This window comes from Fibrobacter sp. UWB10 (assembly GCF_900182935.1).
Lineage (GTDB): Bacteria > Fibrobacterota > Fibrobacteria > Fibrobacterales > Fibrobacteraceae > Fibrobacter > Fibrobacter succinogenes_O.
Window position 1 is genome coordinate 926821 of the sequence record NZ_FXUE01000002.1, and the last position, 22391, is coordinate 949211.

Consider the following 22391-nt stretch of genomic DNA (forward strand, 5'->3'; position numbering starts at 1 on the left):
TGCGGCAAAAGTGATAGCGGTCACAACGCGACCTAAAAAGTGTTCTCTAAGCGTTTTTTTCGGCCCGATGTAAGCGAATAGTTACATACTTGGGCTCGCCAAAAACCCCACAATTAAATAACTTTTATTTTGGAATTAGGGATAAGGTATCAACAAAGAAAAAAGGAAAAAAAAGATGAAGTTACGTGTATTGGCCCTTGCTACCATGACCGCTGCCCTTCTTACCGGTTGCTCCGGTGTCGTTAAACCCACTGTAGAAGTCGCCAATCACGATTCCGCTCACAATATCCCCGCCATTGATGAGATGATCATCGCTTACAAGACGGATTACATCAACAAGTGCTACCTCCCAGTTGCCAAGAAGCATCCGCCTGAAAACCAGTGCCAATCTGAACTTTTCCAGATGCTCGAACGTAGCTACCACCTGGATTACAACCAGAATCACGTTGCAATGGCCTCTAACAAGTTGCTGTTCAAGGACATAGATGCAAAGATCATCGAAATGTCCCGCAACGATCCTGAAGTTCGCAACGCCATTCGCGCAGCCGCTTTCACAAGCACCAGCGAAATGCTCAGCTACTATCACGAAAAATACCAGTTCGACACCCAGGTTGAACAGTACTAGGAAGATTGAATTTTATTCTTCGGTAAACAAAAGTCCTGCAGTCATTCTGCGGGACTTTTACTATATTTACGCCGCAATTAATCAGCCTTGGAGAACAAATCGAAAAGGCATAAAAAAGAGACAAAATCATGGGAAAATCACTCTATCAGAAGATTTTTGAAAGCCACACGGTAGCAAAGCTCCCGAGCGGCCAGTGCCAGCTCTTTATCGGGCTCCACCTCTGCCACGAAGTCACGAGCCCGCAGGCTTTTGCGCAGCTCCGCGAAGAAGGCCAGAAGGTGCTGTTCCCCGAACGCACGTTCGCCACGGTGGACCACATCATTCCGACCACGTTCCCGGAACGCAACCGCCCGCTCAAGGACGGCATTTCCGAAGAGATGTTCTCCCACATTGAAAATAACACCAAGAACAACGGCATCAAGTTCTTTGGCCCCGCTACCGCCGAACAGGGCGTGATCCACATCGTGGGCCCCGAAGAAGGCGTGACCCAGCCGGGCATGACTGTTGCCTGCGGTGACTCCCACACGGCAACGCACGGAGCCTTCGGTGCTATCGCATTCGGTATCGGTACAAGCCAGGTGGCCGACGTTTTGGCCACCCAGACGCTCGCCATGAGCCCGCTCAAGACTCGCCGCATCAAGTTCACCGGCAAGCTCAAGCCGGGTGTGACCGCCAAGGACGTTGCCCTCGCCTACATCGCCAAGCTCGGCGTGAATGGTGGCGTTGGCTACGCTTACGAATTTGCAGGCCCGGTCATCGAAGAAATGGGCATGGAAGGCCGTATGACGGTCTGCAACATGGCTATCGAAGGCGGCGCCCGCGTCGGTTACTGCAACCCCGACGAAAAGACGTTCGAATACCTCAAGGGACGTCCGTACGCCCCGAAGGCCGACAAGTGGGACGAAGCCGTTGCTTACTGGAAGTCCGTTGCTACAGACGCCGACGCCCAGTTTGACGACGAAGTCGAAATCAACTGCGACAACCTGGAACCCATGGTCACCTGGGGTATCACTCCGGCTCAGGCCATTCCGCTGAACGGAAACATGCCGAAGATTGACGAATTTACCGGCAGCGAAAAGAAGGTCATCTCCGAAGCCTACGAATACATGGGCTGGGAAGAAGGTTCCAAAATGATTGGCCGCCCCATCGACATCGCATTCGTGGGTAGCTGCACCAACGGCCGCCTCAGCGACTTGCAGGCCGCCGCCGAAATCATCAAGGGCCACAAGGTCGCCCCGACCGTCAAGATGTGGGTCGTTCCTGGCTCCATGAAGATTAAGGTGGAAGCCGAAGCTCTCGGCCTCGACAAGATCTTTAAGGAAGCCGGTGCCGAATGGCGCGAAGCGGGCTGCTCGCTCTGCCTCGCCATGAACCCGGATAAGCTCAAGGGCCGCCAGGTGAGCGCAAGCTCCAGCAACCGTAACTTCAAGGGCCGTCAGGGCAGCCCGTCGGGCCGCACCATCCTCATGAGCCCCGCCATGGTGGCCGCCGCCGCCATCGAAGGCTGTGTCACCGACGTCCGCAAGTACATCAAGTAACGCTAAGGAGATTTAAAAAATGAATTCTATCGACATTGTTAAAGGTTCCGGCGTTCCTGTACGCGGCAACGACATCGACACTGACCGTATCATCCCGGCACGCTTCCTCAAGTGCGTCACCTTCGAAGGCCTCGGCGACAACGCCTTTGCCGACGATATCGCTGGCCTCGCCGCCCAGGGCAAGGTTCACCCGTTCCGCGATCCGGCCTACAAGAACGGCTCCATTCTCGTCTCGAACCAGAACTTCGGTTGCGGTTCCAGCCGCGAACACGCCCCGCAGGCACTCAAGCGCTGGGGCATCCGTGCCATCATCGCCGAAAGCTACTCCGAAATCTTCTTCGGTAACTGCGTCGCCATTGGCGTGCCCTGCTACAAGGTAGACCACGCTACGGCCGACAAGATCCTCGCCTGGATCGAAGCCAACCCGAGTGCAGAACTTGTCACGAGCACCGAAAGCCGTACGCTCAAGATGGGTGACGAAACCATCCAGCTTACGCTCGCCGACGGCCCCCGCGGTCAGTTCCTCGACGGTTCCTGGCACGCCCGTTCCGCCCTCATGGCCAACGCCGACAAGGTGCAGGAACTCGCCAGCAAGCTGCCGTATATGAACTTTCTGAAGTAGTCTGTAGGAATTGTCATTGCGAGCGTAGCGAAGCAATCACCTACCCGATATTGTCATCCTGGAGCCACGTAGCGGCGATAGGATCCACAGGCAATTCAAAAACGTCCAGGTTAAAAGCCTGGGCGTTTTTTTTCTAGAATTTTTCTTTTTTTTAATTCGGACAGACTGAATCTATCCATTTTATTGCCATCGCTGGCGGTTGTAGGCCTAGTCCTTTAGACAACGAACGCTAAACCCGTAGTACTTGCGGTCGTCGCCCAGGTACGCATCGTCGCCGCCGTAGTACAAGTACATGCGGTACGCGTAGCTGCTATAGTACTCCGTAGAACTCCAGAAGTACGCGTCGTTGCCCTCGTCGTCGTAAACCCCATCGTTGATCCTGTAGCCAGCAGGCAACGCCGAAAACGAGAACGCATCCGTGCCGTTGCCATTACTATTCCACCCGGACCACCCGGACGTGGACTTGAGCTTTGTACCGGTAACCGATTGTCCGCCGACAGCATTGAACAAAGTTTCCCATTCGGCCTTACTCGGCAGGTGCCAGCCCTCGGGGCATACGCCGCGCACAGGGTACGTCGGTGAGCATGTTTTTTTGTAGCCGCAACCCTTGCCGTTTGCAGACCATGTTCCCGCACTGTCCATCGCAGCAGCCCAGGTGTAAAGGCGACCGTACTTGGTGCAGTTGGAGTCTGCGTCGTTATAGCAATAGCTGCCTGCCGTTTCGTAGTTCATGTTCTCCGCCATCCACACCTGATTGCCGATTTCTACGGTCTTGTAAGTCTGGCCGTCGCGAGAATCCTTCATGGAGCCAACAATCACATCAGCAGAATCGGCAAGCTCAGCGACCTTGTCCGATGATGACGAAACCGTTTTTTGACTGCTACTTGATTTTGCAACTATGCTTGACGAGGACTTCGCGGAACTGCTACTGGAACCCCTCCCTTTGGTCGAGGATGACGACGAAGGAACACTGCTTGAAGAAGCAATCTTCACACTGCTACTGGATTTAGACGAAATATCGTCATCATTCGAATTATTAGCCGAAATTGACGAATCACTACCGCAAGCGGTAAAAAACAGAGCAAACAAAAAAATGAACAAAGTTTTTTTCATAACAGTAAATATAACACATTTCCGGGTTTTAGGGCAGAGCCCTAGGCAAAAGGGTAGCGGAAGACTTGGCTGAATGACGTGGGTCTGGATCCTTCGCCGTTTCACGCCTCAGGATGACGATGAAGCCAAGGCTGCAGCAAGGGGAAGGCTTTCCCCTCCTCTATTCAAAAAAACTATATTCGTTCACAAAGAATTTCCGCGGAAACAAGATGACAATCAATCGAATACTCCTCCTACTTTTGCTAACATTTCTTTTGTTTTCTTGTACATCGGAAAAGGAATCCCCCAAAGCCATGCTCTCCTCACCCATCGATAACATTCTCGTAGAAAAGGCGAAGCGCCAAATGCACTTGCGCAACGGCGAGACAGTTGTCAAGACGTACAGAATTTCATTGGGTAAGAATCCAGTCGGAGCAAAAGTCAAATCCGGCGACAACAAGACGCCCGAAGGCAACTACACCATCGAGAAACACAATCCCAAAAGCATTTTTCATTTATCGCTGAAGGTTTCGTACCCGAACGCAGAGCAAATCAAGGCCGCGAAAGAAGGCAACTACGAGCCCGGCGGCGACATCATGATTCATGGCTTCCCGAACAAGATTCCGGCATTTCTCTTTAAATTTTGGCACAGGTGGAAAGACTGGACCGCCGGCTGCATCGCCGTCACCAACGACGAAATCGAAGAAATTTACGCCGCCGTCAAAGACGGCACGCCAATAACCATCAAGCCTTAGAATTCACGTACATGCTCAAATATTAGCGATTTTCGCTTAAATTCTATCAAAATCGCCAATATATTAGCAGTTTTCACCCTAAACTTCAAAAACATAGATTTCTTACTTGACCATTCATTTAACATTTTGTATATTACAAAATGTTAAACGGAGGCGTTTATGGAAAATCCATTTGTCTTGCAACCATACAAAAATGCAGAACTTTTTTGCGACCGCGAAAAAGAAACAAAGGAAATCATTGACGATTTACTGAACGGAGTCAACGTCACGTTGATTTCCCCAAGACGCTATGGGAAAACGGGACTGATTTACCACGTCTTCGAAGAAATCGCTCGAACTCGTCCATCCATCACGCTTTGCTACTGCGACATTTACTCGGCCGACAGTCTCGATGGATTCATCAAGCTTTTATCGGAATCAATCATAGCAAGCACAAAGACCGAGTCCCTCATCAAAAAATTCTTTTCGGCTTTGAGTGGGATCCGTCCTTTGGTTTCTTACGATCCGATTTCAGGGGCTCCACAAGTAAGTATCTCATATCAAAATGACGGTCAGAAACAAACCACATTAAAAAATATTTTTGATTTTCTAGGAAGCCAAAAGAAAAACTTTATCATCGCCTTTGATGAATTCCAAATTATCCGGAATTTCAAGGGAGTGAATATGGAAGCCTTGTTGCGAACATACATGCAGCCTTTAAAAAATGTCCGCTTTGTTTTTTGCGGCAGCCAGAAACACGTTATGGCAGATATGTTCGTAAACGAAAAAAGCCCTTTCTACGAAAGCACACACATCGTCTATCTCGATAAAATCAATCCCGAAATTTACGCAGCCTTCATCAAGAAGCTTTTCGGCATGGATAAGCGGCGTATTGATGACGAAACAATCAATTTTATTTTAGAATGGACTCGGTGCCACACCTTTTATGTCCAATATCTTTGCCACCGAATTTTCCGCAATGGAAACAAGAACATCTCCATTAACGACGTTCATCAAGCCTGTTCAGAAATTTTGAACGAAAATTTAAATGGATTCCTGGAACGCCGCAACCTGCTAACCGACAAGCAATGGCAATTTCTGAAAGCAGTGGCCAAGGAAGGAACGGTATCGCAGCCAACCGCAGGCAACTTCATCAACAAATACAAATTAGGAACCAGCGCCGCCGTAAAACGTGTACTCACATCTTTAATCGAAAAAGAACTCCTGCTAGAAACACTTTCTCTCGAAGGCAAGAGCTACTCTGTTTACAATGTATTTCTTAGCCGCTGGATGGAAACCATTTAACATTTTGTATATTACAAAATGTTTAACGTACAACATTTCAAGAAAACAAATTTACGCCGCGGATACTATATTTACTGTATGAAGGCGACCTTCCTAATCATATTTGTTCTAGTTGCGCAAGTTCTTGCGGGCTCCCACCGCATAGCTTATGACCGTGTTGATCCAGAGGCATACGAAGCAAGCGTTGATTCAATGCCAATACATACAGAAGAACCACCGGATTCACTACAACAAGAGGATTTGCTTAATTGGTCGTGCCAGAGCCTTAAGGAGCATAGCGAGCTCACACAGAATGCATACAGGATGCAGCGGGATTCTTTATCCCAAAAAGAGCGTAGAGAACACCTACAACTTATGGACCGACAACTCGACTCCGTTGCAAATGTTTGCCATCTGGGAATATACGGGAGATCTCAGTTAGGGTATTATACACCACGTCGATTTTTCGCATTTGATCTTTCCTTCTTTATGGCGATGCCGACTATTGACGATTCCTTCAACAAGATCCGGTTCTATGGCGGGGATATTTCCGTAAAGGCAACAACGTCCAAAGGGGACTTCGGTTTAGGATTTAGTGTCGGCTATGGGAAAAATGAAGGGGACGACCTCTACTACGAAGACATCTACCACAAGGGCGGAGAAACTGCCGGCGGCGTGGCTCCGTACATCAGCTACGGATATCCGGTTTTCGATAATACGGACCACAGGATTATCCCTACAGTCAAATTATGCTACTACAGCGGTAGTTCCGGGGATGAATCAATCCCGGCAGAAGACGATACACACAAGCAGTTTTTTTATTCCCTGGGATTTCGTTACGAATACACCTTTAACGCCCCCGTCGACAAAGAGGACTATCGTGAAGGGCTCCTGCACGACGCTGTTTACGCGACAATCCATTTCGGCTTCGACGTAAACATGTATGCCGCCGACATCATCGCCATTAGAGCATTTATCGGGCTTGGCTTGGGACTCTTTTCGTAAACAGCCCTACCCCATATACTTGGATTTGTACCCATGATTTTCTTTTGGGCGCAAGTCGTTCGGGTACATCACGTCGGTGTAGATGTCTTCTTGTAGCTGTTTCACAAGCTTGTACACTTCTGCGTAATTGGCAATGCTATCGATGGAAATGCCGGCGTTGGTAGAAGTTCTCCGGCCGTTCAATGTTGCGGGATTTGCCTGCGCAGAGGTCGTAATGATGTCACCCACGCCAAACCACTGGTCGAAAATGCCTCGGTGCAAATCCACATGCGAAAGTTCTGCGAATGGTTTGGACTTGTAAGTTCTAGCGAAGATTCCGCCAGAAGCGTAGATTCCCTTGTCCGTGACAATGTAAGCCGTGTTGCGGTACCGCCTGAACGAGAGCAGTGCCCCGCCCAGGTAAATCCAGACAGGCATCATGTGGAGCATCATGAACGGGATGATAAAGACAGCCGCCTTGTCCGCCTGATCAGACGAAAACGCAGCCCCGATGAAAAACATATCAAAAAGGCCCCAAACAATCGCAAACGGGAGCAGCGGATTGAAGACGCATTCAAAGATGAAGCACCTCCTGTCGGGCTTGCCTGCATAAAGGATTTTTTCGCCCTTCCCTATCAAAAGCGTCAATTCGTTGTCCATAAGTCACACCTCTTGAAAAATGGATAAACATTTCCCTATTAATATAACCAAATAACAAAGAAACGCTCGATTTTATTTACAATTTGTCCAAAGTTTTGATTTGGGACATTTGTAAAAGAATCCTTTTAAAGGTATATTAAAGAAAAAAAAGGAGAACAATATGTCTATCACAAAGTACAGGCGTAAAATCGCTTTATGTGTTGCAGCACTTTTTTGGGCAGGTTGCGACAGCGATTCCAACAGCGCCGCACCTGAAGTCGTTTCAGACAATCCTGGCGAAATCACCTCCAGCAGTTCCGAAGCAACAGCCCCCACCAGTTCTTCCGAAGAAGAAGTGATTCCCTCGAGCGAATCTTTTGACGAAGTTTCCAGCAGCTCCGAAGCCACATCCGAATCGTCTAGCGAAGCGGAATCGTCATCTAGCGTGAATAGCGAATACCCCTACACGCTGAGCACTTTCCCAAATGTTCACTGCAAGGATTCAAGTTACTTTCATAAATCGTGGTGCCCTTCAAGCAAGCCCTCTTTAAAACAAACCGTTGCCGAAATGGCTGAAAATGAGCCTTTATACGGTATTATCCAACCTGTCTGCCAAGATTACGACAGAACGGTCAACGTGTATACTTGCGATAACGGATGTACATATTCACCAGGAGCATTTAACAAGCTGGAAGGTGACACGATCTTTCAGCAGGAATATTCTACCATAGACAACAAGTATATTCCCATCCAGAAAAAGATCGCGCAAGACCGCGCGCAAGCTGAAGCAAGCACATCTTATCCGTATATGCTCGCCAGCGATACCACCGTCCACTGCAAAACAATGTACAAGACCAAAATTGCGAAATCGACTCCTTCGAGTTTGTGCGAAACTTACTCCGAAGGATTCTATTTCAAATGCAAAGACGGCAACAACTACGAATGGGAAGAAATGCTCCGAGGCGAGAACGGACTTATTGAACGTGAAAACCCGGATGAATAATCAGCCATAAATCAAATTACTTATAAGAAAAACCGCTGGTTTAATGACCAGCGGTTTTCTTTTACACTTGTATTGGAATTAACCGAGACGGTTGTTGATGACGTTCCAGTCCACAATCTGCCAGAGACCCTTGAGGTAGTCCGGACGGCGGTTGCGGTAGTCGATGTAGTAGGCATGTTCCCACACATCGAAGGTCAGCAACGGCTTGAGGCCCTTGGTGAGCGGGTTCTGGGCGTTACCTTCTTGTGTGATGACAAGCTTGCCCGAAGCGTCTGCAGAGAGCCATACCCAGCCAGAACCGAAGAGGCCTGCGCCCTTCGCCTGGAATTCTTCCTGGAACTTTTCGAAAGAGCCGAAATCGCGGGCGATGGCGTCGGCAATTTTACCCGTCGGAACGTTGCCTGCAGACGGAGCCTTGAACTGCATGAAATACATGTAGTGGTTCAGGAACTGACCTGCGTTATTGAACACGCCGCCTTCGGCCGTCTTGACGATTTCTTCGACAGTCTTGCCTTCGAAAGCGCTACCCGGAAGGGCTGCGTTCAAGTTATTGAGGTAAGTCTGCAGGTGCTTACCGTAGTGGAATTCGATGGTTTCCTGGCTGAGAACCGGAGCCAGGTCGCCTGCGGCATACGGGAGTGCCGGCATTTCAAATTTTCCGTTAGATTGTTGAATCATATTTTCCTCTTCTTTGATGGTTAAATGCTACTTTCGATAAATTCTTTGCGGAATGTGCCGTTGCCAAGCAGAATGTCGATAGGCAATTTCTTGAATTCATATTCGTAAGGCGGCTGTTTCCAGGCAAAATCCTTCGAATATTCGTTAAAGATGTACTGCAACAGCTTTACGGCCATATCAAAGCTGCGGAACTTGTCGCGGTCGAGCACATGAATCTGCGCACCGCCACAGATTTGGCCAGCACCCTTGTGGAATGTGGGCTGGAAGTAATTTTCACGGAAATACACGCCTGGAAGCTTGAGATCGTTCATGTACTTGCAAAGTTTGACAGCATCGATAAACGGAGCGCCGAAAATTTCGAAGGGACGCGTCGTGCCGCGGCCTTCGCTCACGTTGGTCGCTTCGAACAGGCACATGCCCGGATAAACGATAGCGGTATCGAGAGTCGGCATATTCGGACTCGGCAGAATCCACGGAAGTCCGGTCTGGTCGTACCACATCTTTTTATCGTAACCTTCCATGCCGAGCACGTAGAGTTCGCACTTGGGGAAACGTTCTTCCTTGAACTGGACAGCAAGTTCGCCAATAGTCTTTGCATGGCGCGTACGGATGCTGTGCAGACCCACAAAACTCGTGTAGTTCAAATCAAGTACCGGGCCTTCTTCGTCTACGCAATTGATCGGGTTCGGACGATCCACCACAATCACGGGGATGCCCGCCTTCTCGCAGGCTTTCATACAAAGGAACAGCGTCCAGATAAACGTGTAGTAGCGGGCGCCCACATCCTGCAAGTCCACAAGCAAAACGTCCACGTGGCAGAGCATTTCGGCAGTAGGTTCGCGGTCTTCGCCATAAAGGCTATAAACGGGAATGCCCAGTTCGGGGTCAGTATAACCTTCCCATTCGATCATGTTGTCCTGGGTATGCCCCTTGATGCCGTGCTGCGGGCCAAAAAGGGCAGAAAGCTTAAACAGTTTGCCGTCGTATTCTTTGAGTAAATCGAGGGTATAGTGCAAATCCGGGAGAACCGATGCCGGGTGCAAGACCGCGCCAAGGCGCTTGCCCTTGAGATTTGCGGGGAAAACTTTTTCAAAATGTGAAAGAGCTAGTGAAACCATTTTTTATTCGATGTTAGGAGTTGGGAATTAGTAACTGAAGTCAATATATAAATAAAAACTCCCTAACGCATTGCTTTACCCCCAAATTGACAAAGATTGTTTTCAAAACGAAGATTTTTCTAAAAATGGCACAAAGTGACAGACGGATTTTTTTATTTTTAGCCACAGACTAAAAAAGACAAAATAGGATTAATTATGGCTTATTTGAATAAAGTGATGCTTATCGGCAATATCGGCAAGGACCCCGTCATTAGCGCAAGCGCAACAGGTCGCAAGCGCGTATCGTTCTCCTTGGCCACCAGCCGTCGCTATCGTGATAACAATGGTGAACAGAAGGAACAGACTGACTGGCACAACATCGTGGGTTGGGGCAAAATTGCCGACACAATGGAAACCCTCGGCGTGCATAAGGGCATGACCCTTTATGTGGAAGGTTCGCTTACCAACCGCAGCTGGACCGACCAGACGACCGGTCAGAAGCGTTACAGCACCGAAGTCAACCTGGACACCTTCCAGCTTTTGACGCCGCGCGGCCAGAACGGCGGCAACTTCCAGGGAGGCAACTCCTACAGCCAGTCCAACAACTTTAGCCAGGCAAGTGCGCCCGCTTACGATGCTCCGGCACCGGAAGGCGTCGACGACGACCTACCGTTCTAAAAAATGAACCAGCAAATTGCAGATATCGCTTTGATGATGGTGCTCCCCCTGGGCATCACCTTTACAGCTATTCTCATGTCCGTATCTGCGGAAACACGCACCAAGATTATGATGGGCGTGTTTTTATCGTTCCTGATTGTAGTCATGGACTGCATTTTCTTCTTCGCGAAGAATTCGTTCATTGCCTACAACTGCGACGGCGGACTTTTGCTTTCATTCGCAAGCCTGTTCTTCTTCGCTATCATAAGCTTTATCCGTTTTGACGACCGCGCAGCCAGGGCAGCGAACGTGTTCCTCGCCTTCTTTATGCTGTCAGCCTTTATGGGTATCGCCTACTGGGATCGTCCGACGTTCATTCCGACCTCGGACTACACCGCCGAAGAAATCGCTGCGATGAACATGAAGTACCAGGACTACATCGCCTCGTTCCAGAACGGCGAAGGCGGCCAGATTCAGTCCGGTTCTGACCCGATATACCATCACAGGATTCGTACCGGTGCTCAGGCAGGCAAGGCTAGCAAAGACGACAAAGACTTGAGCAGGCTCGACAATTACCTGTCCGATGCAGAAATCGTCATCAAGCGCATGAACGATATCGTAGAAGCCATGGATGCCTTTGGCACCTTGCCGTCTAGCATTTCAGAATCTGAACGCGAAACGCGCAGCAACCAAGCGCTCGCCATCAACAACAATGCAGTCGCCTTGAACAAGAAGGTGCTCGGGCTTTTCCACCCGCACGAATCGAGCGACGCGCATAAGGAACTGATTCAGGCAAGTGAATGCGTGCGACTCGCTGCATACGCGCTTTACAGCTACACGCTCCAGGAAAACCCGGAACAGCAGCTGATTCAATACAAGCAATCCAGAGACCAGATTGGCCAGATGAAAATCTACCTGAAGCGTTTCTGGAAAGTCACAGAAGCTTTACAATCAAACAATCAACAACAAACCGAACAATAAAGGTTAATTATGATTCGCAACGTAGCCATTATGGGCGCAACCGGCGCCGTAGGCCAAGAAATCCTCTCCATCCTCGAAGAGCGCAATTTCCCGCTGCAGAGCCTGAAGCTCCTCGCCTCCGAACGTAGCGCAGGCAAGGAATTCAAGTTCAAGGGCGAAACCCTCAAGTGCGAAGTCCTGAACAAGGATTCCTTCAAGGGTGTCGACCTGGTGCTCAGCTCCGCTGGTGCAGCCATTTCTCAGGAATTTGCTCCGATTGCCGTCGAAAACGGTGCCGTGGTTGTCGACAACACGAGCTTCTTCCGTATGGATCCGAACGTTCCGCTGGTCGTTCCGGAAGTGAACCCCGAAGACATCAAGCTCCACAAGGGCATTATCGCTAACCCGAACTGCACGACAATCATGATGGTTGTGGTGCTGAACCCGATCGAAAAGATTTCCCACATCAAGAAGATTCACATTTCTTCTTACCAGAGCGCTAGCGGTGCAGGTGCCGTGGCCATGGAAGAACTCAAGCAGCAGTACAAGGATATCCTTGAAACTGGTTCTACCACCCACATCAACAAGTTCCCCTTCCAGCTCGCTTACAACGTGATTCCGCAGATCGACAAGATGACGGAAAACGACTACACGAAGGAAGAAATGAAGATGTTCAACGAAACTCGCAAGATTATGCATTCTGACGTTCGTACGAGCGCCACTTGCGTGCGCGTGAGCTCTCTCCGTTCTCACTCCGAATCCGTGTGGTTCGAAACCGAACGTCCGGTTTCTGTCGAAGAAATCCGCAACGCTCTCAAGAACGCTCCGGGCGTGACCCTCAAGGACGATCCGCAGAACTACGTGTACCCGATGCCGCTCGAAAGCGCCGGCAAGGACAACGTGTTCGTAGGCCGTATCCGCAAGGACCTCGCCGATGAAAACAGCAACACGCTGTGGCTCACCGGTGACCAGATCCGCAAGGGCGCTGCTCTCAACGCCGTGCAGATCGGCGAGATCTTGGCCAAGGGTGTGTAATTCGAAAGATTGCGCGACTGCGCAACTTTCGCTTTAGCGAAAAACATTTAAAAAGCCGTCCCGATAAAGGACGGCTTTTTTGATTTTCAATGTTTTTTTTACAAACAACCGTTAGCGAAGAAGCGTCCTCGACAGAGCCTTACCATTCTGCACCAGAACAATCAAGGCAACGCCTCGAGCATCTACGGCACCACTCAAATTCACTTGATGCACGCCTTCGCTCATTTTGCCAAGCGAAACAACCTTCTGCAACACCCCCTTCAAATTATACACCTTGACGTTCGTCATTCCCGAACGGGAAAGCGTTACCATAGCTTGCAGGTTTCGGCGGTTTCCATATAGTTTAAGGCCATTAGCGCCCTTCACGGCTACCACGTTCGGCTTCGCAATTTCAATCGGAGGACCATCTTCGATAATTTCGGGAAGCACTCCTGTCGTAAACACAAGGTGCGGGAAGGAGAGCGTATCGCCCACCAGCCAGAATTTTTCGAAGTCATTCCAGCCCTTGTAAAGGGCAGACGCCTTCATGTCAGCAAAAGCGGTTTCCTTTGCAGAAGAGTCAGCCTCGAACTCGCAACCATCTTTATTGTAGAGAGCTTCTTTTACGGTGCCCGAATTATTCACAATGAAGCAACCCGGGGCTTCATAATCGGAAGACGACGCAATCAACTTCCCTGCAAAGAATACATTTTCAAGGTATTGCCTGTTTGCAGAGGCAAAACCGCCAAATTCAATTCGTCCAGAAACGTCACCCGAAGCATAAGCGTTCTTGATTGTTCCAGAATTACTCGAAACAAATCCGCCCGGCGTAAACTCGCTATTGACATTGCCGGTGGTATAGGCGTTATTGATATAACCGTTATTAGCACCGGCAAAACCACCTGCGGTATACGAGGAGGTATAGCCCTTTATGTTTCCAAGATTTCCTGTAGAATAGGCATAGAGTATTTCACCCCAATTTTCCCCAACGAAGCCACCGAACACGGAATAAGAGCGAACATCGCCAGTAGCATAGCAATTGTGGATTTTTCCGTTATTGACACCTACAAAGCCACCAGCCTTCATTCCGCCAACCACCTCGCCGGCAGCGTAGCTATTCGTGATGATTCCTGTACTGTCGTTTTGGCCGACAAAGCCACCAAAGGTATCACCCGAAGCACGCTCCCCATTAAGCACATGGCCTGTCGCATAGCTGCTGTCAATTTTTCCGCTATTGCGGACAACGAAACCCGCGAGTTTGTAGAAAGCATCAACATCAGCCTTCGAATAAGAATTCGTAATCAAGCCCACATTTTGCACGACAAACCCAGAAACGAAATGTCCCGGGAACGAATCTGCCGTCACGGAACCTTCCACATAAGAATTCCTGATGACACCGGCATTATACAAGGCAAAGCCGGCACTACTATCTGAATGGACATTCGCCTTGACAAAGCTGTTTTCGATTACTCCCGTCGTATCGTTTACTCCGACAAAGCCTGCCGCACCGCGATATTCGCAAAAAATAGAATCGGCTTCGACACTCGAGTTCTTAATGGTTCCACTATTGTAACCCACCAAGCCCGCAGTCTTTTGGTGCATTGAATAAATCGAAGCATGCGAAACGCAAGAATCAATGGTACCCAAATTTTTTCCGGTCACTCCACCAACAAGGGTGTCACCATAATTGATAACACCGTCTACTTCAGCAGAAACAATCGTGCCTTCGTTATAGCCGGTAACCAATCCAAGGTATTTCCCATAAAAATTCGAACGCATGTCGGCATTCACCTTCACATTGCGAATAACAGATTTTTCGCCAGAATTGTTGCCGACCACGCCACCAATAAAATCGCGATCGTTAGTACCGAAAACAACACCGCTAAAGTCAATGTCCTTAACGGTTCCATCCTCGTTTACGCCAACGACACCGCCCACATTGCCTGGAGCGCGGACCGTATCACGCAAAAGTTCGATATTTTCAACCAAGCCACTATTCGTCACAGCAACAGAAGCAGCGGCCCAGACATACTTAACGGTAAAATAACAGTCTGTCAATTTAAGGTTCTTGACAACGCCTTTAGAGCCAATTCCCATGAACAGAGCGGTTGAACGCTCATTATTCGACATCGAATAGAGTTTTGATATGGTATAGTTACCACCGTCAAATACTCCATCAAAAACAGACTGTTCCGTTCCGTAATACGCTACGCCAATAGGCTGGAATCCGGCAGTAGAATCGACTGCACTCATCTCGTTCCGCGAAGCAGATGCATCGATATCGGCCACCAGGACATAATGCCCATTCATACCATAGTCGCCTAAACCCACAGCCTTGAGGTCTTCGTAATCGGCGACCTGCCATGGACTTTCGGCGGTTCCTGCACCAGCCATTTTACCATTTGTAGCCAAGCATGGTACAGCCAGCAAGGCCCCCAAAAAAATGGAGAGTTTTTTCACCATATTTCCTCCTTCTTATGAAAATCTATTTTCCCAGCTGGTCCGGGTTCAGGCACTTGAGTTCGTCGATAACAAAGATGCCGTCTTTACGGATAAGCTTGTCGTCGAACCAGATTTCGCCGCCACCGTATTCCGGGCGCATGATGAGCACCAGATCCCAGTGGATTGCGCTGATGTTGCCGTTCGGGGCTTCTTCATAGCAGCGGCCCGGCGTAAAGTGGATTGAGCCTGCAATCTTTTCGTCGAACAGAATGTCGCACATGGGAGCATTCACGAACGGGTTGAAACCGATAGCGAACTCGCCCACATAGCGGCCACCTTCGTCAGTATCGAAGAGAGCGTTCAGGGCCACGTTGTCGCCGGATTCGCAAGTGGCGTTCACAATCTTGCCGTCCTTGAATTCCAGGCGGATATTGCTGAAATACTTGCCATCGTAAAGAGTCGGCGTATTGTAGTGAATTACGCCGTTCACGCTGTTGCGCACCGGTGCGGTATAGACTTCGCCATCGGGGATATTCATGTTGCCACAGCACGGAATCGCAGGAATGTCCTTGATGCTGAACGTCAAATCGGTGCCGTTTGCCACAAGGCGGACCTTGTCGGTGCGGTTCATGAGGTCCACGAGGTTCTGGGCGGCCTTGGCCATCTTCGGATAGTCGGCAAGGCAAGCTTCGAAGTAAAAGTCTTCGAACGCCTCGGAACTCATCTTGGCTCCCTGCGCCATGGAGGGGTTCGGCCAGCGAAGCACGCACCAGCGAGTCTTATCGACACGGTAATTCAGCACGGGTTCCGTAATCTTGCGGTAATTCATCATCTGGCGGCCATCGATATCGCAATTTTCGAGGGCGTTATCGGCACCGCGAATGGCGATGTAAGCCTGCATCTTCTGCATTTCGGCCATAGCGAGGTCTGCCTGAAGCTGCATCTGTTCGATGGATGCCGACTTGATCATTTCACGACGGACACGGCCGCGGTAATTGTGAACGAATGCGTTACCGCCCACTTTAGCGACAGCCTTCACGAGTTCTGTCGTGACTTCGTCGGGAGTGTCGGTCGTTTCGATAAGAATGTTTTCGCCCTGCTTAAGTGCAATAGCGTTGTTAATAAGGTTTTCAGCTAACTTTGTAACACGAGGATCAGTCATTTTTATACTCCTATTTACATGTAAAAATATAGTAAACTCCATTTCAGCAAAAAAAAACAGAATCCCCGCCCCTTTACAGAGCGAGGATAAATAAATGAACCAAAAATTATTCGGTGAACGTGAACGGGATTGTCACGGTTGTATTGCCCGATTTCACCTTGCTAAACATCCAGCGACCGACAGTATTCTTGATTTCGTTGTCGAATTCGCTGTAGCCCGTTGTCGAAGACGCTAGCGCAATGCTAATGATTTCGCCACCAGGCGCAATCGTGAACTTGAGCGTTACCTTTCCTTGGAACCCCGGCATCTTTTTGAGGTATTTATTGTATACATGCCGTAGTCCCGGTGTTCTTTGACGCACGACCTTCATGATATCGGTTGCAGAACGAGACGCAGGCCCAGAGCCCCACTCGATTTCGTTTTCTTTGGGAGCCTTTATATTTCCCATGGATCGAGTTGAAATAGCACCCGCAGGGCCACCCATCAGGTTGGTAATATCATTGCCGATACCGCCGCTGCCACCGGCAAACATGCCTTGGTTAAAGCCGCCCTCTACTTTTCCACGGACTTCGCCAATTTTTGTTTTTCCGGTAACCTGCAAGCCGTTCGTATTCTTGAGGACCTTATCGATATCCTTGGCAAAGCTTTGCTTGATCAAGTCGTAAGCGGCAGCCGAAGCATTCGCAGTTTGAGCCTCTAGCGCATGAATAACGCCACGATTGAGCGGGGCTCGAGGGTTACCACGCCCTACGGGTTTCCCGCCAGTGCCAGGCTTTTTGCGTTGGATATCTTGTGGTTTTCGTTCTGGTTTCTTGTCGGGCTTTTTTTCCTCCTTTTTGTCGATGATGTTCATGGTTGCTTGTATTTCGGTGGTTGGCGTATCCACAAAAATGGAATCGTCAATGAGCACCTCGTACGTCGTTGCCCAGAAGCACAGAAGAATCGCGACCAAAAGCGATACGCCTGCAATGCGTACCATCTTTTTGTCGGAATCCGGCAACAAGGAAGCGATGAACGATTCCGGTGTTTGGATTACTGCTGTCATGATTTTATCCTCCCTTTGTCAGGGTTTAGATGGATGTTGTTTTAGGGTATAGGCAGGGACACTCCCCTTTTGACGGGGGCTTTGTACTTGCCTTGAGATAGACTTCGGAACGGGACTTTAAAAGCAAGCCCATTACACAAAGCCTTATATGTCAGGGATTCAAAACGACAGAATAAAGGAATTAATTTATCTGTTATCTATTCTATATCCGTTCCTTTACTCGGAATTAGAACAAAATATTTTCTTTCTTGATTGGAAAACTACAAACAAAAAAAGGAAAGGTTTCAGTCAAAATGGTAAACAAATTTTCAACGTCATAATTGTAAACTCATACAAAATAACGGACTCCGCGTCATTACTAGGATTGCGGACGATTTATAATTTTTAAAAGCGCTCGCCGATTTACAAAAAACAATTCAACTTGATTTATTCCAGTTTGGAATAAGAGCGCCTAGAAAATGGATAATTTTCTTACAAACATGTAACCAAACCAAATAGACTTACCTATATTTCACACATCATGAAACTTTTAGCTACTCCTCCGGATTTAAATAAAATTGCGCGCCCGAACTGGATTGAAATCAACTTAGACGCACTCTGCAACAACATTCAATTTATCAGGAGCCAAATTCCTGCCAATACGAAGATTCTTTTGCCCGTAAAGGCGGACTCTTACGGCCACGGAAGCCTTGCCTGCTCCTTTGCCGCCAAATTCGGCGGTGCTGACTACCTAGGCGTTGCCCACATTAGCGAAGGCATGCTGCTTCGCCAATACGGCATGGACCTGCCGATTCTGGTACTTGGCCCCTGCACTCCGGCCGACTTTGCCTACTTTGTCGAATTCCAACTGACTGCGGCTATTACGGACATTCGTACCGCCATGGCATTCGACCAGTTCCTGCGCGATACGGGAACCACCTGCAAGGCACACCTCGCCATTGATACCGGCATGAACCGCTACGGTTTTGACGCCGAAGACTTTAACAATGTTCGCGCGGCCCTCAGCCTCAAGAACCTGCACTTCGAAGGCATGTTCACGCACTTGGCTACCGCCGACATGCCGGGGAACCCGAAGACCGAAATTCAGATTCAGCGCTTTACACGCCTGGTCGACGTTCTGGAAGCCGAAGGACTCCGCCCCGAGATTTGCCACTGCTCTAGCTCGGCAGGAACCCTCACCCACCCCGAAAGTCATTTTGACATGGTGCGCCCAGGCCTTGCCCTTTACGGCTACAACTGCATGGGCGCAGCACCTTCTCCATGGCCGATTAAGCCGGTGATGAGAATCAAGTCTACTATTCGCCACATCCACGACGTAAAGCCCGGCGAAACCGTGAGCTACGGCGGTTACTGGATGGCCCAACAGCCCACCCGCATAGCAACAATCGCTATCGGTTACGGCGACGGTTACCTGCGCGGCGAATACAACAAGGGTTTCGTGTTCATTCGCGGACAGCTCTGCCCGATTCTTGGCCGCGTGTGCATGGATGCCACCATGGTCGACGTGAGCCACATTCCTGATGTGCAAGTCGGCGAAACGGTCGATGTGGTAAACGGCGAACTGGACTTCCGCATTTCGATGGAAAGCGTGGCCGATGACCACCATACGATTCCGTACGAATTAACAAGCCGCGTCGCACGCCGTCTGTACCGTAAGTACTACTGGAAGAATCGCTTGGTTCGCTGGGATTACCTGCGCAAGGAATTCGGCGTCAAAGACTTCAAGGAATACCCGCTACGATAGCCAAAATCTATATAAACTAAAAAAGGTTCCCCGAAGGGAACCTTTTTTTGCAATCTTTTGTCGCTTTTATTAAAGCAGGTCCGGGTCAATCGTCGGTTCGTAACCCGGCTGAACGAAGTCTTCGGGAGCGATACCACGCTTGCGAGCAGCCTTTTCTTGCTTGATACGCTTGCGTTCCGCAGCCTTAGCTTTGCGGTTAGCGGCATTTGCTGCACGTTCTGCAAAGCGCTGGGCACGAGTTTTACGTTCTTTGTAAGGTGCAACTTCTTCAGGGAAGAGAGCCAGCGGTTCGCTATCGTCAAATTCTTCCTCTTCTTCGAAATAACGCATTTCGGGGTCGAAATCGCGGAAGCCTTCATCTTCGTCGAATACGGGCGCGTCTGCCGGACATTCTTTTTTGAGGAGTTTGAGAACTTGTTCGAAAGGCTTTTCAAGCGGGACCTTGAACTTCATCTTTTTGCCCGTGGTCGGGTGAATCAGTTCAATTTTCACGGCCTGCAGGAGCTGAGCCGGAGCAATTTCCAAGACCTTCGCCGCGATGTCCTTCATTAAGGGAGCGACGCGGTTCAAGCAACCATCGCGGCCATCGTACAGCGGATCGCCCACGACCGGGTGACCCATGTAGCGACTATGCACGCGAATCTGGTGCGTACGGCCCGATTCCAGCTGCAATTCAAGCAACGTTGCGAACGCAAAGAATTTCTTGGCCACAAAATGTGTGCGGCTCGGCTTGCCATCGCTCACGACAGCCATCTTCAAGCGATTCTTGGGGTTACGCCCGATGGGGGCATCAATTGTACCTTCCAAGTCGCGGGGATGCCCCCACACCAGGGCATTATAGGTGCGGTGCAGCGTGCGGGTTTCCAGCTGGTGTGCCAAATGCCTATGGGCAGCGTCATTCTTGGCCACCACCATAAGCCCTGGTGTATCCTTGTCCAGTCGATGGACAATGCCCGGGCGTAACGGGCCGTTTACAGCAGACAAATTTTCTTTAAAGTGGTACAACAAACCTGCGGCAAGCGTACCGTTCTGCACGCCGTTACCCGGGTGGACCACCAGGTTACGCGGCTTGTTCAAGACCACGATATCGTCGTCTTCGTACACAATATCGAGCGGAATATTTTCGGGTTCCAAGGTGCTCGCTTCTTTTTCGGGAACCTTATCGACCACCACGACCATGCCTGCTTCGACACGGAAATTCTTGGGAGAAGCTACGCCACCCACCTTGACTTCGCCTGCGGCAATCAGTTTCTGAACATCCGTGCGGGACACGTTATCCATAACACCCACAAGGAACTTGTCGATGCGTTCGCCAGCGTGTTTTTCTTCTACGAGATAATTCATTTTTCCTCTTTTGCCGCTTCGGTTTTAGCTTCTTTATCGTTCTTAATTTCTTGATGGATCTTTTTCAAAATTATCGGGGAAAGAATCACAACGGCGACACCGACCGTGACAAAGGAATCGGCGACATTGAAAGTCGGGAAACGCGTCATGATAAAGTCGGGGAAATCGCAATCGATAAAGTCTACGACCATGGATAGACGCATACGGTCAATAAAGTTACCCACGGCACCACCGAGAATCATCACCACGCCCAAACGGCTCATCCAATCGCGCTTGTCGATGGACTTGTAGAACCACAAAAGCACAATGGTGGCGACAATCGAAATCAGCAAAAAAAACAGCCAAGGCGGCAAAAAGGGCATCAAGTCTTGCGGACGGCTACTGAAAGCAGCACCCTTGTTGAACACTAACTGAAAACGAACCAATTCGCCGATGACATTGATTGTTTCGTGATTCGGAGCACCCGTTTCGTTCGTGAATCGCACAAGCGCCCAGAGCTTTGTCAGCTGATCGGCAACAATGCTAAAAAGAATCACTCCCAAATGAAACGGCCACTTGTTTATAAAATCAGTTTTCTTCATATACTCTTAGTTTGATTTTCTCAATTCTTATTTTCTTAATTGAGCGTAGGACTTTTCAATCCAACGATCAGAATAGAAATGCAATGTAGTCGACTTGATAATCCGCTTGACGGTATCGCGAGTAATCTTCACCTTCTTATCAGAGGCAAAGAGGCTTGAGCCATCACCAATCAGCTTCATATTCTCGGCAGCCATAAAGAGCGGCCACAAGCAGAACAGCCTGGTACGCATCTTCACGTTCGGAATGAGCTTGGTATAGGCAATTGCATCGTCCAAGTGTCCCCAAGCCTTTAGCACAAGCTCACCCATTACCGCGGCACGGCGCTTGTCAAAGTCAGCCTTTGCCGTCGGGTCGCTCGGGACATCGAACATTTCATACGAATGTGCAAAGCCATGCCTGCGGCAGATTTCTTCGGGCACAAAGCAAACCCTGCGGGCAGAATCTTCGACGCAGTCCTTCACGATATTTGCCACCTGAAGCGCAAGCCCAAAGCTCACGTCGAGTTTTTGCATTTCAGCCTTGCGGGCATCGTTAATCAGGCACGTGTCAGCGGCAAAAAGATTCGTCAAAAGCTTGCCGACAATGCCTGCCACGTAATAGCAGTATTCATCAAGGTCAGCGACACTTTCGAGCGTAAACCAGCCTGAACTGAGGGCGGCCTCTTGCCTGAGCGCAAACTTCGCCATGCCCTGGCACATTTCAATCGTCACTGCACGCACAGGAGCCGCATACGTTTCAGGCATTTCGCGCAACAAGGGCACCACCACATGCGTATGCAGGCAAAGGTTCATGTACGGGTGTTCAGACTTACGCCAACTTTCAGGGAGCGAACGTTCAAATTCGGCAACCAGTTCGTCGGAGAGTTCGGCGGTCTTGAAAATTTTGGCAAACTTGCCCAGAATGACTTCTTTTTCAGAAGCCTTCATGTCGGGATCGTCTTCGACGGTATCCGCGATACGCAAGTACAAGTAAGCAAGCAGAATGCTCTTGTGGAGCTTTCCTTTTAGAACGTTGATGTTGAGCGCGAAGGTTCTAGAAACCTGCAGCAGGATTTCTTCGGCATACTTCCATGCCGCACGACCGTCCAAGACGTTTTCGCCTACTCCTATCGAATCTAGAATATTTGACATCTCTGTTCGTTCCTC

21 protein-coding genes are annotated in these 22391 nt (G+C 49.5%); 11 read left to right on the forward strand and 10 right to left on the reverse strand.

The features are described 5' to 3' along the window. Nucleotides 1-175: 175 nt before the first annotated feature. The 3 genes from QOL41_RS08430 (at nucleotide 176) to QOL41_RS08440 (ending at nucleotide 2785) form a co-directional block, all read left to right on the forward strand. Nucleotides 176-625, forward strand: a complete 450-nt coding sequence (locus QOL41_RS08430) for a hypothetical protein (protein ID WP_283429398.1) — start codon at nucleotides 176-178, stop codon at nucleotides 623-625. 128 nt (nucleotides 626-753) lie between these two features. Then, nucleotides 754-2163, forward strand: a complete 1410-nt coding sequence (gene leuC, locus QOL41_RS08435) for a 3-isopropylmalate dehydratase large subunit (protein ID WP_073322686.1) — start codon at nucleotides 754-756, stop codon at nucleotides 2161-2163. A gap of 19 nt (nucleotides 2164-2182) precedes the next feature. Then, nucleotides 2183-2785 carry a 3-isopropylmalate dehydratase small subunit gene (locus tag QOL41_RS08440; RefSeq protein WP_283429399.1) on the forward strand — a complete coding sequence of 201 codons (603 nt, stop codon included), beginning with the start codon at nucleotides 2183-2185 and terminating at the stop codon, nucleotides 2783-2785. Between the two features lie 207 nt (nucleotides 2786-2992). On the opposite strand, the gene QOL41_RS08445 is transcribed toward QOL41_RS08440, so the two are convergent. Then, a complete protein-coding gene (locus tag QOL41_RS08445) occupies nucleotides 2993-3898 on the reverse strand; it encodes a fibrobacter succinogenes major paralogous domain-containing protein (protein ID WP_283429400.1) in 906 nt (301 codons plus the stop codon). 293 nt (nucleotides 3899-4191) lie between these two features. Between QOL41_RS08445 and QOL41_RS08450 the strand changes: the two genes are divergently transcribed. The 3 genes from QOL41_RS08450 (at nucleotide 4192) to QOL41_RS08460 (ending at nucleotide 6900) form a co-directional block, all read left to right on the forward strand. Continuing rightward, entirely contained in the window at nucleotides 4192-4632 is a 441-nt protein-coding gene (locus QOL41_RS08450; protein WP_283429401.1) for a L,D-transpeptidase family protein, read from the forward strand. A 159-nt stretch (nucleotides 4633-4791) separates the two neighbouring features. Further along, nucleotides 4792-5916 (forward strand): AAA family ATPase, encoded by a 1125-nt coding sequence (locus QOL41_RS08455; protein WP_283429402.1) that lies wholly within the window; start codon nucleotides 4792-4794, stop codon nucleotides 5914-5916. A 468-nt stretch (nucleotides 5917-6384) separates the two neighbouring features. Further along, nucleotides 6385-6900 carry a hypothetical protein gene (locus QOL41_RS08460; protein ID WP_283429403.1) on the forward strand — a complete coding sequence of 172 codons (516 nt, stop codon included), beginning with the start codon at nucleotides 6385-6387 and terminating at the stop codon, nucleotides 6898-6900. 6 nt (nucleotides 6901-6906) lie between these two features. On the opposite strand, the gene QOL41_RS08465 is transcribed toward QOL41_RS08460, so the two are convergent. Continuing rightward, nucleotides 6907-7539, reverse strand: coding sequence for a PH domain-containing protein (locus tag QOL41_RS08465; protein WP_283429404.1), 633 nt, complete (start codon nucleotides 7537-7539; stop codon nucleotides 6907-6909). 160 nt (nucleotides 7540-7699) lie between these two features. Here QOL41_RS08465 and QOL41_RS08470 point away from each other — a divergent pair, with 160 nt between their 5' ends. Next, a complete protein-coding gene (locus tag QOL41_RS08470) occupies nucleotides 7700-8521 on the forward strand; it encodes a hypothetical protein (protein ID WP_283429405.1) in 822 nt (273 codons plus the stop codon). Nucleotides 8522-8599: 78 nt separating this feature from the next. On the opposite strand, the gene QOL41_RS08475 is transcribed toward QOL41_RS08470, so the two are convergent. Continuing rightward, nucleotides 8600-9199 carry a superoxide dismutase gene (locus tag QOL41_RS08475; RefSeq protein ID WP_283429406.1) on the reverse strand — a complete coding sequence of 200 codons (600 nt, stop codon included), beginning with the start codon at nucleotides 9197-9199 and terminating at the stop codon, nucleotides 8600-8602. A gap of 20 nt (nucleotides 9200-9219) precedes the next feature. After that, on the reverse strand, nucleotides 9220-10317 hold the full coding sequence (locus tag QOL41_RS08480; RefSeq protein ID WP_283429407.1) for an exo-beta-N-acetylmuramidase NamZ family protein: 1098 nt from the start codon (nucleotides 10315-10317) through the stop codon (nucleotides 9220-9222). A gap of 195 nt (nucleotides 10318-10512) precedes the next feature. Between QOL41_RS08480 and QOL41_RS08485 the strand changes: the two genes are divergently transcribed. Genes QOL41_RS08485 through QOL41_RS08495 form a run of 3 tightly spaced genes read left to right on the forward strand, consistent with a single transcriptional unit; the run spans nucleotide 10513 to nucleotide 12948 of the window. Further along, nucleotides 10513-10974 (forward strand): single-stranded DNA-binding protein, encoded by a 462-nt coding sequence (locus QOL41_RS08485; RefSeq protein ID WP_088628943.1) that lies wholly within the window; start codon nucleotides 10513-10515, stop codon nucleotides 10972-10974. A gap of 3 nt (nucleotides 10975-10977) precedes the next feature. Further along, a complete protein-coding gene (locus QOL41_RS08490) occupies nucleotides 10978-11934 on the forward strand; it encodes a hypothetical protein (RefSeq protein WP_283429408.1) in 957 nt (318 codons plus the stop codon). 9 nt (nucleotides 11935-11943) lie between these two features. Continuing rightward, on the forward strand, nucleotides 11944-12948 hold the full coding sequence (locus QOL41_RS08495; RefSeq protein ID WP_283429409.1) for an aspartate-semialdehyde dehydrogenase: 1005 nt from the start codon (nucleotides 11944-11946) through the stop codon (nucleotides 12946-12948). Nucleotides 12949-13059: 111 nt separating this feature from the next. Here QOL41_RS08495 and QOL41_RS08500 read toward each other — a convergent pair whose 3' ends face one another. The 3 genes from QOL41_RS08500 to QOL41_RS08510 form a co-directional block, all read right to left on the reverse strand. Beyond that, nucleotides 13060-15390 carry a GLUG motif-containing protein gene (locus tag QOL41_RS08500; RefSeq protein ID WP_283429410.1) on the reverse strand — a complete coding sequence of 777 codons (2331 nt, stop codon included), beginning with the start codon at nucleotides 15388-15390 and terminating at the stop codon, nucleotides 13060-13062. A gap of 22 nt (nucleotides 15391-15412) precedes the next feature. Then, nucleotides 15413-16531 (reverse strand): aminopeptidase, encoded by a 1119-nt coding sequence (locus tag QOL41_RS08505; protein ID WP_283429411.1) that lies wholly within the window; start codon nucleotides 16529-16531, stop codon nucleotides 15413-15415. A 106-nt stretch (nucleotides 16532-16637) separates the two neighbouring features. Beyond that, nucleotides 16638-17576: an AgmX/PglI C-terminal domain-containing protein gene (locus QOL41_RS08510; protein WP_283429412.1), complete on the reverse strand. Its 939-nt coding sequence runs from the start codon at nucleotides 17574-17576 to the stop codon at nucleotides 16638-16640. Between the two features lie 520 nt (nucleotides 17577-18096). Between QOL41_RS08510 and alr the strand changes: the two genes are divergently transcribed. Beyond that, complete coding sequence (alr, locus tag QOL41_RS08515; protein WP_163437746.1) at nucleotides 18097-19320, forward strand: alanine racemase; 1224 nt, start codon at nucleotides 18097-18099, stop codon at nucleotides 19318-19320. Nucleotides 19321-19389: 69 nt separating this feature from the next. Here alr and QOL41_RS08520 read toward each other — a convergent pair whose 3' ends face one another. The 3 genes from QOL41_RS08520 to QOL41_RS08530 are packed head-to-tail and all read right to left on the reverse strand — an operon-like array spanning nucleotide 19390 to nucleotide 22376. Then, complete coding sequence (locus tag QOL41_RS08520) at nucleotides 19390-20664, reverse strand: RluA family pseudouridine synthase (protein ID WP_283429413.1); 1275 nt, start codon at nucleotides 20662-20664, stop codon at nucleotides 19390-19392. Next, nucleotides 20661-21245: a signal peptidase II gene (gene lspA / locus QOL41_RS08525; RefSeq protein WP_283429414.1), complete on the reverse strand. Its 585-nt coding sequence runs from the start codon at nucleotides 21243-21245 to the stop codon at nucleotides 20661-20663. Before lspA ends, QOL41_RS08520 begins: the two co-directional genes overlap by 4 nt. 27 nt (nucleotides 21246-21272) lie before the next feature. Further along, the gene (locus QOL41_RS08530) at nucleotides 21273-22376 is read right to left on the reverse strand and encodes a squalene/phytoene synthase family protein (RefSeq protein WP_283429415.1); all 1104 of its coding nucleotides are present in this window, start codon (nucleotides 22374-22376) and stop codon (nucleotides 21273-21275) included. Nucleotides 22377-22391 lie beyond the last annotated feature (15 nt).